The organism is Nitrospirillum amazonense (assembly GCF_007828035.1).
Lineage (GTDB): Bacteria > Pseudomonadota > Alphaproteobacteria > Azospirillales > Azospirillaceae > Nitrospirillum > Nitrospirillum amazonense.
Genome location: NZ_VITV01000003.1, coordinates 498,981 through 513,488, shown reverse-complemented (window position 1 = coordinate 513,488; position 14,508 = coordinate 498,981). Strand labels below are relative to the sequence as shown.

Annotated in this window: 17 protein-coding genes; 5 read left to right on the top strand and 12 right to left on the bottom strand. The window is 69.9% G+C overall.

Features of this window, described 5'->3' with window-relative positions:
* Nucleotides 1-9 precede the first annotated feature (9 nt).
* On the top strand, nucleotides 10-420 hold the full coding sequence (locus FBZ87_RS10195; RefSeq protein ID WP_246134358.1) for a DUF2177 family protein: 411 nt from the start codon (nucleotides 10-12) through the stop codon (nucleotides 418-420).
* Here the strand turns inward: FBZ87_RS10195 and FBZ87_RS10190 are convergent.
* The 4 genes from FBZ87_RS10190 to FBZ87_RS10175 form a co-directional block, all read right to left on the bottom strand.
* Nucleotides 399-887 (bottom strand): hypothetical protein, encoded by a 489-nt coding sequence (locus tag FBZ87_RS10190; protein ID WP_145610206.1) that lies wholly within the window; start codon nucleotides 885-887, stop codon nucleotides 399-401. The two genes, FBZ87_RS10195 and FBZ87_RS10190, sit on opposite strands and share 22 nt — an antisense overlap.
* Before the next feature lie 92 nt (nucleotides 888-979).
* A complete protein-coding gene (locus FBZ87_RS10185; protein ID WP_211106910.1) occupies nucleotides 980-1,795 on the bottom strand; it encodes a DUF1295 domain-containing protein in 816 nt (271 codons plus the stop codon).
* A gap of 3 nt (nucleotides 1,796-1,798) precedes the next feature.
* Nucleotides 1,799-2,470, bottom strand: coding sequence for a ChrR family anti-sigma-E factor (locus FBZ87_RS10180; protein WP_186454685.1), 672 nt, complete (start codon nucleotides 2,468-2,470; stop codon nucleotides 1,799-1,801).
* An 8-nt stretch (nucleotides 2,471-2,478) separates the two neighbouring features.
* Nucleotides 2,479-3,105 (bottom strand): sigma-70 family RNA polymerase sigma factor, encoded by a 627-nt coding sequence (locus FBZ87_RS10175; RefSeq protein ID WP_246134330.1) that lies wholly within the window; start codon nucleotides 3,103-3,105, stop codon nucleotides 2,479-2,481.
* 216 nt (nucleotides 3,106-3,321) lie between these two features.
* On the opposite strand from FBZ87_RS10175, the gene FBZ87_RS10170 reads away from it, so the two are divergent.
* Together FBZ87_RS10170 and FBZ87_RS10165 are read left to right on the top strand one after the other, a co-directional pair.
* A complete protein-coding gene (locus FBZ87_RS10170) occupies nucleotides 3,322-4,185 on the top strand; it encodes a DUF1365 domain-containing protein (protein ID WP_342780903.1) in 864 nt (287 codons plus the stop codon).
* A gap of 13 nt (nucleotides 4,186-4,198) precedes the next feature.
* Nucleotides 4,199-5,425, top strand: a complete 1,227-nt coding sequence (locus FBZ87_RS10165) for an SAM-dependent methyltransferase (protein ID WP_246134329.1) — start codon at nucleotides 4,199-4,201, stop codon at nucleotides 5,423-5,425.
* A gap of 6 nt (nucleotides 5,426-5,431) precedes the next feature.
* Here the strand turns inward: FBZ87_RS10165 and FBZ87_RS10160 are convergent, their stop codons facing one another.
* Complete coding sequence (locus FBZ87_RS10160) at nucleotides 5,432-6,760, bottom strand: cytochrome P450 (RefSeq protein WP_186454684.1); 1,329 nt, start codon at nucleotides 6,758-6,760, stop codon at nucleotides 5,432-5,434.
* Nucleotides 6,761-6,773: 13 nt separating this feature from the next.
* Complete coding sequence (locus FBZ87_RS10155) at nucleotides 6,774-7,376, bottom strand: acyl-homoserine-lactone synthase (protein ID WP_145610201.1); 603 nt, start codon at nucleotides 7,374-7,376, stop codon at nucleotides 6,774-6,776.
* Between the two features lie 130 nt (nucleotides 7,377-7,506).
* On the opposite strand from FBZ87_RS10155, the gene FBZ87_RS10150 reads away from it, so the two are divergent.
* Nucleotides 7,507-8,274 carry a LuxR family transcriptional regulator gene (locus FBZ87_RS10150; protein WP_186454683.1) on the top strand — a complete coding sequence of 256 codons (768 nt, stop codon included), beginning with the start codon at nucleotides 7,507-7,509 and terminating at the stop codon, nucleotides 8,272-8,274.
* 86 nt (nucleotides 8,275-8,360) lie between these two features.
* A complete protein-coding gene (locus FBZ87_RS10145; protein ID WP_145610199.1) occupies nucleotides 8,361-9,134 on the top strand; it encodes a sulfite exporter TauE/SafE family protein in 774 nt (257 codons plus the stop codon).
* Here FBZ87_RS10145 and FBZ87_RS10140 read toward each other — a convergent pair whose 3' ends face one another.
* The 6 genes from FBZ87_RS10140 to FBZ87_RS10115 form a co-directional block, all read right to left on the bottom strand.
* A complete protein-coding gene (locus FBZ87_RS10140; protein ID WP_145610198.1) occupies nucleotides 9,135-9,875 on the bottom strand; it encodes an alpha/beta fold hydrolase in 741 nt (246 codons plus the stop codon).
* Complete coding sequence (locus FBZ87_RS10135) at nucleotides 9,872-11,095, bottom strand: GNAT family N-acetyltransferase (protein ID WP_145610197.1); 1,224 nt, start codon at nucleotides 11,093-11,095, stop codon at nucleotides 9,872-9,874. The genes FBZ87_RS10140 and FBZ87_RS10135 overlap by 4 nt, the downstream gene beginning before the upstream one ends.
* An 86-nt stretch (nucleotides 11,096-11,181) precedes the next feature.
* A complete protein-coding gene (locus FBZ87_RS10130; RefSeq protein ID WP_088873137.1) occupies nucleotides 11,182-11,649 on the bottom strand; it encodes a RidA family protein in 468 nt (155 codons plus the stop codon).
* Nucleotides 11,650-11,668: 19 nt separating this feature from the next.
* Nucleotides 11,669-12,325: a phosphatase PAP2 family protein gene (locus FBZ87_RS10125; protein ID WP_145610196.1), complete on the bottom strand. Its 657-nt coding sequence runs from the start codon at nucleotides 12,323-12,325 to the stop codon at nucleotides 11,669-11,671.
* Nucleotides 12,326-12,339: 14 nt separating this feature from the next.
* Nucleotides 12,340-14,157 (bottom strand): ArnT family glycosyltransferase, encoded by a 1,818-nt coding sequence (locus FBZ87_RS10120; RefSeq protein ID WP_145610195.1) that lies wholly within the window; start codon nucleotides 14,155-14,157, stop codon nucleotides 12,340-12,342.
* 15 nt (nucleotides 14,158-14,172) lie between these two features.
* The gene (locus tag FBZ87_RS10115) at nucleotides 14,173-14,508 is read right to left on the bottom strand and encodes a lipid-A-disaccharide synthase N-terminal domain-containing protein (RefSeq protein WP_145610194.1); all 336 of its coding nucleotides are present in this window, start codon (nucleotides 14,506-14,508) and stop codon (nucleotides 14,173-14,175) included.

Below are 14,508 nucleotides of genomic sequence, written 5' to 3'. Positions count from 1 at the left end.
TTGGGACCAGTGCTGCGCCAGGCCGCGATCTACGCGGCGACCCTTATCGCCTTCCTGGCCCTGGATGCCGTCTGGCTGACCCGCATGGTTGGGTTTTACCGCCAGGTGATGGGCGACATGGTGGCACCCCAGCCGCGCCTGGGGCCGGCTGCCGTGTTCTACCTGCTCATGGCGGGCGGCATCATCTTCTTTTGTGTGGAACCGGCGACGCGATCGGAGGCACCGCTGATGCAGGCGCTGATGCGCGGCGCGGTGTTCGGTCTTCTCACCTATGGCACGTACGACCTTACCAACCACGCCACCTTGCGCCTATGGTCCGCCCGGCTGAGCGCGCTGGATATGGCGTGGGGCACGATTCTGACCGCCGTGGCGGCGGCGGCCGGCTGCGCCGCTGCCCTTTATTTCAGCAAGAATCCATAATGGTTGCCGCCGGCTGTGCGGTTCACGATTTGGCCGGGGGTGTAGTCGAAGGTATCGTCCAGGGTCAGGCGCACGAAGATGGGCTTTCCCATCATGTCCAGATGCGCCAGATCCGCGATCTCATAGTGAACATGCACCTTGCCGCCCGCCAATGACACCAGGGTGACGTCGCCGCCGATGCAGACCTGGCCGTTGAACTTGGCGCGCACGTAATAGGTGTCGCGCCCATCGGCCAGGACGGTGGATTCGACACGGCGTACGTCCACCGGCGTCAGCGGCAATTCGATGCGGTACATGGTCAGCACGTCGGTGCCGGTGGGGCGCGTGGTGTGCAGTTCCAAGGCGCAGGCGGCCTGCAACATCTTCTGGTCGGGGCCGGGGCCCATCGGCTCCTCGCTGGAACAGCCGCCCAGCGCCAGACCGGCGCCCAGGGCCAAGGCGACCCCCAACTTCTTCCCGTCGCGCATGCCGTCCCCCGATGTGGTGTCCCCAGGGCGGTCGACCCCCGTCGATCCCCAGGGTCAGCTAATCGCCCGAGGCGCGGCGGATGGTCAAGGATCTATTCCGTGTCCGGCCGTGGCGGCCAAGGGAAGAAGGCGCTGGTGCGCCGGCGATAATCAGCGAACGCGGCCCCCCGCGACCGCGCCATGTGCGCCTCCAACGGCGGCAGTCCAGAGACATGGACCAGCAGCACGTACATCAGGACGGGGCCGATCAGCGCCAGCCAACCCCACGGCCAAACCCCTTCCGGCCCCGGCGTCAGGGCGAAGCAGGGGTAGGCCAGCCACACCAGCCATTCGAAGAAATAGTTGGGATGGCGCGACCAGCGCCATAGTCCGGCGTCGCACACGCGCCCGTGGGCATTGGGCCGCCGGCGGAAGCGGGCCAATTGGGCGTCGGCCACCCCTTCGCCGGCGATCCCCGCCAGCAGCACCACCGCGCCCAGAACGTCCCCGCCGCCAAGGCCGGGCGCTGGGTTACGGGCGGCGGCGTAAACGGTGATCGTCAACAGCGCCGCGGCCAGCGCCTGGCTTTGCAGGAACCAGAACAGGCGCATGGCGGCTTTCGGACCCCAGACCCGCATCAACTCGGCATATCGCGGATCGTCACCGCCACCCCGGGTGCGGACGGCGATATGGGCGGCCAGCCGCGCCGACCAGAGTCCCACCAGCGTCGCCACCAATATCTGCCGGGGGCTGGCAGGCGCCCCGTCCACCGGCGCCAGCACGGCGGCCAGGGCGCCCGCGCCCACGGTTATGGACCAGCAGGCGTCCACCCAGCCGGACTGGCGGGTCCGCCGCTGGATGGCCCAGGCCAGCGCCATGGCGGCGCACTGCCCGAGTGCCACCGCCGCCAGCAGGATGGCCGGCGCCAAGGGTCAGAGCCCGACCAGCGGCTGGACCAGGCGGCCCAGCAGGCTGTGGATGCGCAGCCGACCGCGCACGGCGATCAGGCACAGGCAATCGCCATCCGGCTCTGCCAGCGGCTGGTGATCCACGCTGGCATCCACCGCCGCCATGTCGCCGGAGGCGAAGCGGCCGAAGACGTCGCTGAAGGCGCCGTCGACGACACAGGTGTATTCCTGGCCCCGATGGCCGTGCATGGGTATGGCCATGCCCGCCGCCACACGGAACAGCATGACCTTGTAGCCCTGGGCGGGGTCGACCCGCACCGCGCGTCCCCGGATGCCGGGTGCGACGAAGCGCCAGGGGCCCAGGCGCTGGCGACGCAGGGCGGGGGGCAGCACCGGATCGGCGTCGAGGACGGGCATGTCCGCAGGCGGCCATTTACCTTCCAGCCGGCCGCCATCGAGCCGGGCAAGCGTACGCTCCAGCGCGTCATCGGCCAGCGCCACGGGACGCTGGCTGTTCAGCAGGGCGCCGCCCAGCGCTTCCCACACCCGCACCTGGTGGCGGCAGACGGGGCAGAAGTCCAGATGGGTGGCCACAACCAGCGCGGGGCCATCGGCCAGCGTGCCGGCCGCGTGGCGCGACAGCAGCTCGGCGTCGGGATGGTGGGTGGGGCAGGGCAGGGAGGGGGGTGGGCGCATGGCAGCGATCATCGTTCAGTCCCCCCGGGATCGATCACGCCGCGCAGGCGGGCCATGGCCAGGCGCAGGCGCGACTTGACCGTCCCCAGTGGAATACCCAGGCGGCGGGCGATGTCCGGGTGCGGCGCGTCTTCAAAAAAAGAAAGCCGCACGACCGCCAATTGATCCGGGGGCAGGGTGTCGAGGGTGGCGCGCAGGCGGTCCGCCGCCTCCGCCGCGGACAACAGGTCGTCCGCCGGCTCAGGCTCGGACGGCGTCAGGCTTTCCTGCGCCACGGCGGCCTCCGCCGCGCGGCTGCGACGCGCCGCGTCGATGCGCAGGTTGCGGGCGATGGTGAAGATCCAGGTGGCGGCCCGCGCGCGGGATGGGTCGAAGATGGCCGCCTTGCGCCAGACGGTCAGCATAACCTCCTGCGCCAGCTCCTCCGCCTCCATGGACGGCAGGCCGGTGGTCAGGAGATAGCTTTTTATACGGGGGGCATAATGCCGGAACAGGGCCGAGAACGCGGCGCGGTCGCCCTGTGTGGCGATGGCCCGCAGGTGGCGGGCGTGCACATCCTCCAACACGACCGTGCCAGCCGTGGCGCCGGCCGCGGCGCGGCCTTCCGGCAGGATACCATCTCCACCGCCGGTCAAGCGGCCGTCCCCCGGCCGGGGCCAGGACATGCCGAGCCGGCCGGTCGATGGCCGGCGGCGGGGGGATGCGGTTCGAAGGGTGCGAGCGTCATGCATGCCACTCTATACGAACCACGGCGGATTTGGATCAGCCGCTGTAGCGACTGATCCAGCATTCACCCTGGCGCGTATAGGGGGCACAAGCTTTTACTGCCGGGCGTGGGAGGCATGGGGCCGATGTCGGACATGGATGCGGACTTGGCGGATGCAGAGAACCCCGGCGTCCCAATGTCCGGCCACAGCGGCCTCTACCGGGGCTGGGTGGCCCACCGCCGCACCTGGCCGCGCCGCCACCATTTGCGTTATCGCGTCTGGTCCATGCTTCTGGACCTGGATGAGCTGCCGGCCCTGCACCTGCGGCTTCGGCTTTTCTCCCACAACAGTTTCAATCTGCTGTCCTTTCATGACGCGGATCATGGGGACGGTTCCGGCAGGCCCCTAGCGGACCAGGTGGCGGGCCTGCTGGCCGAGGCCGGAGCGGGGTACGACGGCGGCGCGATCCGGCTATGGTGCATGCCCCGCGTCCTGGGCTACGTCTTCAACCCCATCAGCATTTATTTCTGCCATCGCCGCGACGGCACGCTCTGCGCCCTGGTGCATGAGGTGAACAACACCTTTGGATTGCGGCACAGCTACGTCATCCCGGTGGATGCCCAGGCCACCGCCGATGGCGTGGTGCGCCAGCACTGCACCAAACACCTTCATGTCTCTCCCTTCCTGGACATGGACGCGCGGTATGAGTTCCGTGTGTCCCCGCCCGCAGAGCGCTTGACCGTTGCCATTCAGGTGCGCCCTGGCGAGGACCGGGACGGTCGGTCCGCGCCCATTCTGTCGGCCTGCTTCAGCGGGCGGCGCCTGGCGCTGACTGATGTCGGCGTCCTGGTTGCTTGGGTGGCGCAGCCGCTGCTGACCTGGAAGGTCGTGGCCGCGATCCACTGGCAGGCCCTGAAGCTGTGGCTGAAGGGGGTCGGCTTCCGGTCCAGCCCGCCGCCGCCGCCCCGCTCCGTCACCATCGTCACCTCCGCCGACCCTGGCCTCTAGGACTTCACCACCCATGTCATTGGACGTCTCTCCCACCCCCGTGGCCTCATCCCCATCCCTGCAACGGCTGCCTGCCGCCCTGGTGTCGCGCCTGATGGCGCGGCTGGCGGTGGGGCAGGTCACGGTGCGGTTGCCGGACGGCACTCGGCTGACGCGGCGGGCGGCGCAGCCTGGGCCCGAGGGCGTGTTGGAACTCCATCGCTGGCGCGCCGTGCGGCGGTTGGCGCTGGGCGGCGACATCGCCTTCGCCGAGGCCTATGCCGATGGCGATTGGTCCAGCCCCGACCTGCCGGCCTTGCTGGAACTGGCGGCGCGCAACATTTCGCGGCTGGACGGCGCCATGGCCGGTACGCCGCTGGCCCGCATGATGAACCGGCTGCTGCATCGCGGCCGCGCCAACACCCGGGCCGGCAGCCGCCGCAACATCATCGCCCATTATGATTTGGGGAATGACTTCTATGCCCGCTGGCTGGACCAGGGCATGGCCTATTCCTCCGCTCTCTATACGTCTCCCAATCAATCGCTGGAGGCGGCGCAGGCGGTCAAGCTGGACCGCATCGTCCAGCTGCTGGGCATCAGCGGCGGGGAGCGGGTGCTGGAGATCGGCTGCGGCTGGGGTGGCTTGGCGGAACGGATCGCGCGCGAAGGCTGCCATGTCACCGGCTTGACCTTGTCGCCCGCCCAGCTGGCGGCGGCGCAGGACCGGTTGATCGAGGCCGATCTGGGCTGCCGCGCGGATCTGCGCCTGCAGGACTATCGCGACGTCACCGGCACCTACGACCGCATCGTTTCCATCGAAATGCTGGAGGCGGTGGGGGAACGCTACTGGCCACTGTATTTCCGGACGCTGCGCCAGCGCCTGTCCGATGACGGGGTGGCGGTGCTGCAGGTCATCACCATCGACGATGCCCGCTTCGAGCATTACCGCAGCAATGTCGACTTCATCCAGCGCCACGTTTTCCCGGGCGGCATGCTGCCGCCCCCCGGCCGCCTTGCGCGGGAGGCGGCGGCGGCCGGGCTGCGACTGGACGGGGCGGAAACCTTTGGCGACAGCTACGCCCGCACCCTGGCGGAATGGCGTCGCCGCTTCCATGCCGCCTGGGCCGACATCCAGGCCCAGGGCTTCCCGCCCCGCTTCCGCCGGCTATGGGATTATTATCTGGCGTATTGCGAGGCGGGATTCCGCGCCGGCCTGATCGATGTGGGGCTCTATCGCCTGGTGCCGGCGTCCGGTGCTTGAGGCCTATCAGGCCACCCTGCGCAGGGGCTCGCGTACCGACAGGCGCACCTTCATGCCGGCGCGGGGGGCGCCCAGGGTGATGCCGCCCTCCGGCACCTGGGCGGCCAGCGGCCCGGATAGCGCTTCGATGTCGAAGGTGGTGACCAGCATGGCGGCCAGGGCCGTCAGCTCCGCCGTCGCCAGCTGTGCCCCGATACAGGTGCGCGGGCCGGCGCCGAAGGGCACATAGGCGAACTTGTCCGGCTGCGGGCCTTCCAGGAAGCGGGCGGGCTTGAGGTCCAGCGGGTCCGCCCACTGGTCCGGCTGGCGGTGCAGGGCCCAGGGGCACAGCAGGATCGAGGCGCCCTTGGGAATGGCCACGCCCGACACCACGTCGTCGGCCAGGGCCGTGCGGGCGAACCACCAGGCACTGGGGTAGAGGCGCAGCACCTCCTGCACCAGGGCGCGGGTGCGGGGCAGCTCGCGCAGTAGGCCGGGGCGCAGCTCCCCGTCGGCGGGCAGCCTCTCCTCCACCTCCTGCCGCAGCCAGGCGGCCAGATCCGGTCGCCGGGCCAGGGCGTAGGCCAGCCAGCAGCCGGCGGTGGCCGTGGTTTCGAATCCCGCCACCAGGGCGGTGATAGCCTCGTCCCGCATGACCGCCGGGCCGTACTCCGCGACCAGGGGGTGCAAGGCCGCCAAGAAGCCCTTGGGGGCCTGGGCGAAGCCGGCGATCTGGCGCTCCATTTCCGCGATGGCGCCGCGGAAGGCCCGGCCTTCCCGCGTGGGCAGGTACATATCCAGATCCACCAGCCGCCACATGGACAGGCTGAGATGGCGATGGGCGACGCAGCCCGCCCGGTAGATGGCATCCGCGGCCGCCGCGTCCTCCAGCCGTTCATGGAACAGGGCCGCGATCACCATGCGCATGGTCAGCCGGCCCATCAGGCCATGCAAGTCGATCTCGGACCCGCTGGTCCGTGCCAGGCCCGCCGCCTCCCGCGCCAGCACGCACAGGGCCAGCTCCAGCCCGTGGTTCAGGCGGCTTTGCGAAAAGGCGGCCTTGGCGGCCTGGCGCGCGGCTTCCCAGCGCGGGCCGCTGGCGGTCACCATGCCCTCGCCGAACAGGGGGCGCAGGCGCGCCTGTTCCGCCCCCTTGCCATAGGCGTCACGGTTTTCCACGAGCACGCGCTGGAAGCCCGCCGGATGGCTGATCAGGAAGGCGGGCTTGGGGCCCAGGCGCAGGGCCACAGGGGCATCGGCACCGATGCCGTGGCGCTCGACGAAGCCGATGGGATCGGCGGCGAAATCGGGCAGATCGCCCAGCAGGGCGCGCCGCAGGGTGGTGATGAAGCTCATGGATTGGTCTCCGTCAGGCGGCGCGCGGATCGGCGCCGGCGGTGATCCTGGATGAGGGGCTGCCAGCGTAGGCCGGCACATCCAGGGCGATGATCACGGCATGGATATCGCCCTTGTGGCCTTGGCCGACATGGATGGGGGCGGTCTCCTCCGTCACCGGCAGGCCGCACAGGCGCACAAAGCGGCCGAAGGCTGGTTCCACCACCGCGATCAGGCGGGTGGCAGCGCGCGCCACGCCGAAGGCGCCGATGGCCTGCACCAGCACCTTGCCGACGTCACGCCGATGGGCCACGTCGGGGCAAATGACGAAGCGGCTGATTTCCCACACGTCCGGGGCGTGGGGGGCCGGTCTATCCCCCAGCAACATGGGAAAGTCGCGTTCCAGCAGATAGGGTTCGGTGGTGGGCAGCGCCCGCCAATAGCCCACCATGCGGCCCCCCTGCAGGGCCGCGCAGTGCCAGGCCTTCCGGTCGAATCCGTCGAACTCCAGCAGGTCGACCGAGGCCACGTCCCAGCCTAAGCCTTCACGAAAAACCCGGTGCCGCAGCCGCCAGGCTTGGGCCAGCAGCTCCGGCGAGTCCGGTCCTGAAAAACTCACGACGCGCAACGATGACATGGTCCAACTCCGCCCGTTTTTCCGGGGTCAGTACGACATCGTTAGGGGCTTCGAAAAAGCTGGGCAAATGCCGGGGTATTCCCCTCGCGCCGGCCGTGTCGAGGCATCCACCCGCGATGAAGAGATGGCCATGCAAAAGATTGAGGAGATGTTGTCGGCCTTCACGTCCGCCGGAACCTTGGACGCTTTGAAGACCGCCCTGGACAGGCAGGTCGCCAATTTGGGCTTCGATGCCGCCAGCTACGTTGATGTGCGGCGCCTGCCGATTGCCGAGGAACCCGTTCCGTTCTACCAGACGTCGTTACGACCGGATTTTCTAGAGACCTATTTGGCAGAGGATCTTCTGGGGTACGACCCGGTGGTGAACCGGGCGGCCACCACCAACGCGCCCTTCACCTGGGCCGATGTCCCGGAATTCCGGCCGGCCAAGGGCGGCGGCCGGGGGGCGCGCAACCGGGCGCGGCAGGTCATGGATATCGCCCGCGACTTCGGTTACCGCCAGGGTTTCGTGCTGCCGCTGCATGCGGTGGATGGCCACGGCTTCCCCGCCTCCGCCCTGATCAGCCTGTTCTGGCGCCAGGAACCGGAGCTGCTGGACCGGCCGGAACACCGGCCCGCCTGGCTGCGGCTGGCCGGCTCCTTCTATCATGAGCGGGCGCTGAACCTGCGCCGCGAAACGGCGTTGCCGCCCTTGGTCCCGCCCTCGCTGACGGACCGTGAGAGGGAATGTCTGGTGTGGGCCTGCCGCGGCAAGACACGGGCAGAAACGGCCGACATCATGGGTGTTTCCGACCGTACCGTGGAATTCCACCTGACCAACACCATGCGCAAGCTGGGGGTGCACAGCAAGTACCACGCCATCGCGGTGGCGGTGCAACTGCGGCTGATCGCGCCATAAAAAGGCGGCACGACTGATCCGGATCAAGTGATGCGGCCGGCGCATGGTTTATGGCTGGAGGCAGATCCTGATCCGGACATCGCCCGATGCACGACCATCTGTCCCTGCTGCAATCTGCCCCCCTCAGCCTGCCCGCGCTGATGGCCGCCGTGTTCATGGCGGGCCTGACCGGTGGCTTCGGCCATTGCGTGGGCATGTGCGGCCCCTTCGTGCTGGCCCAGGTGGGGGCGGCGGGTGAGGCGTCCGGTCCGGCGCTGGCCCGCGCCGGAGGCGCCTTGCTGTTGCCATATCATCTGGGGCGCTTGACCACCTACGCCGCCCTGGGCGCGGTGGCGGGCGGCCTGTCCGGCCTGGTGGTGCAGGCGACGGAGTATCGCTGGCTGCTGGCCCTGTTCCTGGGCATCGCGGCGCTGCTGTTCCTGCGCCAGGGACTGGCGGGCCTGGGCCGGGTGGCGCCGCGCCTGTTGCGCCTGGTTCCGGCGGGGCGATTCAGCCTGGGGACGGCAGGGGCCGCCCGCCTGACGGCCTTGCTGGCGCGGCCCCTGCGGGGCCTTTTCGCCGACCCGCGCGGCCTCAACGGCTATTTCCTGGGCGTGCTGCTGGGCTTCATTCCGTGCGGCATGGTCTATGCCGCCCTGGCGGTGGCGGTCAGCAGCGGCTCCGCCGCAGGTGGCGCCCTGGTGCTGGCGGCCTTTGCCGTCGGCACTGTGCCTAGCCTGGTGACTGTGGCGGTGGCGGGGCGCGCCGTGGGGCGGCAGTTCGCCGGCCTGGCCGCCTGGATCACCCCGCCGCTCATGCTCCTGAACGCGGCCCTGCTGTTCAGCCTGGCTTTCGGCGTGCTGGACCGGGCGCCCTTCTGATCACGCCGCGCACAGCGCCCGTGCCCGCTCGATGGCGGCCAGCACGTCCCGGCGCCGGGTCCAGGGCAGGAAGTGGCCGGCCCCCTCCAGCGTGCGCACCTCCACCATGGCATGGGTCAGGTGGCGCTGCAGATAGGCGACGTTGCCATAGGGCGATTCCCGGTCGGCGGTGCCGTGCAGGATGACGACGGGGCAGCGCAACTGGCCCAGATCGCGCGCCAGGGCGCGCAGTTCCGGCACGATGGTCAACAATTCCCGGTTGGCATTGCGCAGGGGGCGGGGCAGCAGGCGGCGCCACGGCTCCCGGTCCGCCCAGGGCTGCAGCGGGTGCTGGTGTTCCAGGTCCGGATCGAAGGAGGTCGCGACCAGCACCAGTGCCGCCACGCGGTGCGGCTGCTCCAGGGCCAGGCGGGCCACGACCGGACCGCCCATGGAATGGCCTACCAGGATGGCCGGCGGATTGGCCGGGTTCAGCGACAGCAGCGGCGTCAGGCGCCCGGCCTGCGCCTTCAGCCCTATCAGCGCCTGTTTCGGCTCGCTGCGGCCGAAGCCGGGCCGGTCGGGCGCCAGCAGCGACACCCCCTGGGGCCCGTGCCCCAGGAACCAGCGCCAGCCGCCAGCGCTGCCCGGCGTGCCGTGCACCATGATGATGGGCCTGGCGGCCTGCTCCACCGGATCGGGCCCGGCGGCCAGCACGCTCAGGCCGTGGGCGCCCACGGATAGCCGGTGGACCTGATTCATTCGGATCCGCCGTCGCCCTGGCGGTAGGGGCTTTCGGCCATCAGCGTCTCGATGTCGGCGGCCACGCCCTCCCGTTCCCGCTCCACGAAATCGGCCACGGCGCGGCGCAGGGCGGGATCGACGATATAGTGGGCGCTGTGGGTGGTGACGGGCAGATAGCCGCGCTGCACCTTATGCTCCCCCTGCGCGCCGGCCTCCACCCGTTTCAGCCCGCGCGCGATGGCGAACTCGATGGCGCGATAGTAGCAGGCCTCGAAATGCAGAAAGGGGTAGTCCCCGGCCGAGCCCCAGTTGCGGCCGTACAGGGTGTCATGGCCCATCAGGTTCAGGGCACCCCCCACCCAGCTGGGGCGGCCTTTCGCATCCGGTCGGGCGGGATCGCGGGCCATGACCAGAACGACGCTGTCCGCCATCTCCGCTCCCAGCCGGTGAAAAAAGTCCTCCGTCAGGTAGGCCCAGCCCCACTTGCGGTCGCTGGTGGCGTTGTACAGGCGGAAGAAGGCGTCCCAGTGCTCCTCCCGCAGCTCGGCGCCGGTCAGGGTCAGCACCTCCACACCGCTGTCGGCCACGGCCTGGCGTTCCTTGCGCACTGCCTTGCGCTTGCGGCTGCTGAAGGCGCCGAGGAAGTCGGCGAAGTCGCGGTAGCCGCGGTTCTCCCAATGGTACTGGATGCCGTGGCGGTCCAGCCAGCCGGCGCCCGTCAGCGCGGTCCTGTCTTCCGGGGTGGGGAAGGTTACGTGGACGGACGACAGCTTGTTGTCGACCGCCGCGGCGCGCAGTGCCGCCACCATCAAGCGGCGCACGCCGTCGGGATCGGGGCAGGCGGGATCCGCCATCAGGCGAGGCCCGGTCACGGGCGTGAAGGGGACCGAGACCTGGAGCTTGGGGTAATATTCCCCGCCGGCGCGCTCATAGGCGTTGGCCCAGCCCTGGTCGAACACGTATTCGCCGTAGGAATGGGACTTCAGGTACAGGGGCGCCGCGCCCACCAGCCGGCCCTGGGCGTCGCGCACCGTCAGATGCTGCGGCAGCCAGCCGGTCTTGCGCCCGACGGAGCCGCTGTCCTCCAGGATGCGCAGGAAGGTATGGCGGGTGAAGGGATGGCCGGGATAGGCGTCATTGGCCGCGAGCCGGTCCCAATCCGCCGCGTCCAGCGCGCCGATGCGCGGCGCCACGGCCACCTTGAGACCTGTCGTCCAGTCGCTGCTTCCATCCGCCATCACGCTATCCCGCTCTACCGGCACCCGACGTAAATAGTCGGGTGCCGACGGGCATTTAACAAGGGCGGGCGAACAGGTATGCGGCTTCAGGCCACTTCCAGGATCGCTTCCACTTCCACGGCCACGCCCAGGGGCAGCGAGGCGGCGCTGACGGCGGAGCGGGCATGGCGGCCGGCGTCGCCGAAGACCTGCACAAAGGTTTCCGAGGCGCCGTTGATGACCTTGGGCTGGTCGGTGAAGTCGGCGGTGGAGTTGACGAAACCCACCAGCTTCACCACGCGCACCACGCGGTCCAGGTCGCCGTCCAGGGCGGCCTTGGCCTGGGCGATCAGGTTCAACGCGCACAGGCGGGCGGCTTCCTGCCCCTGCTCGACGGTGAAATTGTCGCCCAGCTTGCCAACGCAGCGCAGCTCCCCATTCCAGAAGGTCACCTGGCCGGACAGGAACAGGGTGTTGCCGGTGCGTACGGCCGGCACATAGGCCGCCACCGGGATGGCCGGGGTCGGCAGTTCGATGGCGAGTTCTTTCAGACGGGCGTCGATACGGCCGGCCATGGTGTCCTCCAGTGGATCGTTACGATTGAAACGGTTCTTGCGGCCGGACCATAGCGCCATCCGGCGCCGGCAGCCAGCCGCGGCGTGTGAAGCTATCGCGTAAAAGCCGGGTGGTCAGCACTGCCATGGCCGCACCCCCCAGCACGTCGGACGGATAGTGCGCGCCCACCCACAGCCGGGTGGTGGCCAGCGCCAAGGCCAGCGCCAACAGCCCCAGGCGCCCGCGCGGCCAGAGGATGCCGACCGACAGGGCCAGCGCCACCAGCGTGTCGGCGTGGCCCGAAGGGAAGGAATAGTAGCGGAAGCCCATGTGGAAGGGCTGGGGCCAGATGGCGCCTTCGGTCAGGAACACCACCGGCCGGGGGCGGCCCACCACGGCCTTGACGGCGTCCACCGCCAAGCCGGAGAGGGCGACCGCCAGGAACACGAAGGCCACGGCCCCCAGCCAGCGGCCCAGCCGTTCGCGTTGCGCCCCCTCCGCCTGGGCGCGGGCGGTCACCAGGGCGATGGCCGCCAGGCCCAGGGGCACCAGGCTGTAGAGGCTGTCGCCCGTCCGCGTCAGGTGATGGCTGAGAGCCCTGGTCCAGGGCGGCAGATCGGCCGCCCACCGGGTGAAGGGCCGGTCGACCCACAGTACCAGGCCGGCCTCCAGCACCAGGAAGCCGGCCCAAGCCATCAACGTCCTGCGGTTCACGGCTGCGGCGTCGCCTGTGCTGGCTGGTCCGCCGCCGGCGGCTGGGGCGCAGGTTCGGTCGCCGCTGGCGCGTTCTGGGGGGCGCCGGCGCGGTACAGGGCCAGGTTGGCCCAATTGCCCCGGGAATAGTTGAAGCCCCGGAAGTGCTTGACCAGCTCCGGCGACAGGCCGCGCGCGGCCAGCTGGGCGGCGAAGGCCGGCTCTTCCTTGTCGCGCACCAGCGCCAGGGCGCAACCGGGATCGTCGGCCAGGTGGTTGGCCACCATGTCGGGCTCACCCAGCTTGGTCTTGGTGCCAGCCAGGAAAACCAGGCTGGGCTCGGTGTAGCCGGCGGCGGCAAGCGTGGTGGTGGGACACAGGCGGTGGTCGGCCACGGCCTGGGCGATGGTGGGGCTCAGCCACATGGCCTTCAGGCTGGGCATGACCAGCCCCAGGATGGAGATCATGCTGAGGGCGCCGCCCGCGGCGACGCCCAGGGTCAGCCGCTTCAGGCAACCGATGCGCTCCAGCACCACGAAGGCGATGCCGGTGGCCAGCGCCAGGCCGCCGGCGACGAAGCCGGCCGGTAGGTTGGTGCCCTCCAGCCGCAGCGGCGCGCCGGCACCCAGCACGGCCAGGGCGGCGGTGATGATCAGATAAAGGATGACGACCGCCCAGCGGCCGATGCGGCCGGCCAGCGGGGGCCGGACACGCTCTTCCCGGGGGACGTTGCGGTTGGCGGCCTTCTCGGCCGCCGCCTTGGCGTCGATGCGCGACAGCAGCGCCGCCATCCCCAGCAAGGCCAGGGCGGGGAAGGTGGGCAGGACGTAGTGGGGCAGCTTGGTCGCCACCGCCTCGAAGATCAGCCAGGTGGGCACGATCCAGGCGAGGCAGAAGCGCACGGCGTCGTCATGGCGGCGGCGCCAGGCCCAGGCGGCGCCCAGGCCCACCAGCAGGCTGCCCGGCCAGAAACTGAGCCAGAAGGTGATGAGATAGTAGCCGGGCGGGCCGGCGTGCTTCTCCTGGCCCGAATTCACCTTTCCCAGGAACTCGTGCCCGATGGCGTCGGCGAAGAACTGCCCCTTGGTGGCGATGGCGATCAGGATGGCCCAAGGTAACACCATGGCCAGCACGATGGCCAGGCCGGGCAAGGGGCGCAGGCTTTTCAGCCAGGACCAGTCGCGGTCGGCGAAGCCCAGGGTGATGATGCTGCCCAGCACGGGCAGCAGGATGACCGGCCCCTTGATCAGGATGCCCACGCCCAGGGCGATCCAGAAGGTCAGCGTCAGGCCCCAGGTGGGGGGCATGGGCTTGCGCCGGTCCAGATAGATGCGGCCCAGCGCGCCCATGGCGGCCACCACGGTGGCGAGCAGCACGGCGTCGGTCTTGGCCATGCGCGCCTCGACGCTCAGCAGGACGCAGACGGACATCAGCAGGGCGGCGCCGAAGCCGGCGGTGGCGCCGAACAGCAGCTGACCCGCCCAGGCGGTCAGCAGCACGGCGGCGACGGCGCCGATTAGCGAGGGCAGGCGGTAGGCCCAGATGGGCGTGGTCTCGGGGTCATGCTCGCCGGTGACGGCCTGCACCGCCGTGACCGTGGCGCTCTGCAGCCAGTGAATGCCCACCGGCTTCTTGTTGCGCGCCTCATCCTGGAAGCGGATGGAGACGAAGTCGCGGGTTTCCAGCATCTGCCGCGTCGCCTGGGCGAAGCGGCTCTCATCCCGGTCGAAGGGGGGGATGGTGGTGAAGCCCGGCAGGAAGGTCGCCAGCGCCAGCAGCGCCAGGATGACATAGTGCACGGGCCGCAGGACGGCGGGGCGGAAGGTGTCGTTCATCGATCGGGCGTCCCGTCAGGTCGCGGCGGCGGCTTCGGCGCGCTTGTGCTTATGGATCAGGTGCAGGTTGCGGGCATAGACCACCAGGCCGGGCAGCTGGCCGATGATGATGACCAGATCGGGCTTCAGCAGGCCGTACAGCAGCACGAGGGCGCCGCCCGCCAGGCTGAAATACCAGAAGGTCACGGGCACGACGCTGCGGCCGGCGCGCTCGCTGGAGATCCACTGCACGATGAAGCGCGACATGAACATGGCCTGGCCGAACAGGCCGAAGGCCGCGATCCAGCCGTTCTTGCCCAGCGCTTCCTGCCACCAGTGCATCAGGAACTGGGCGATGTGGTCCCACACCAT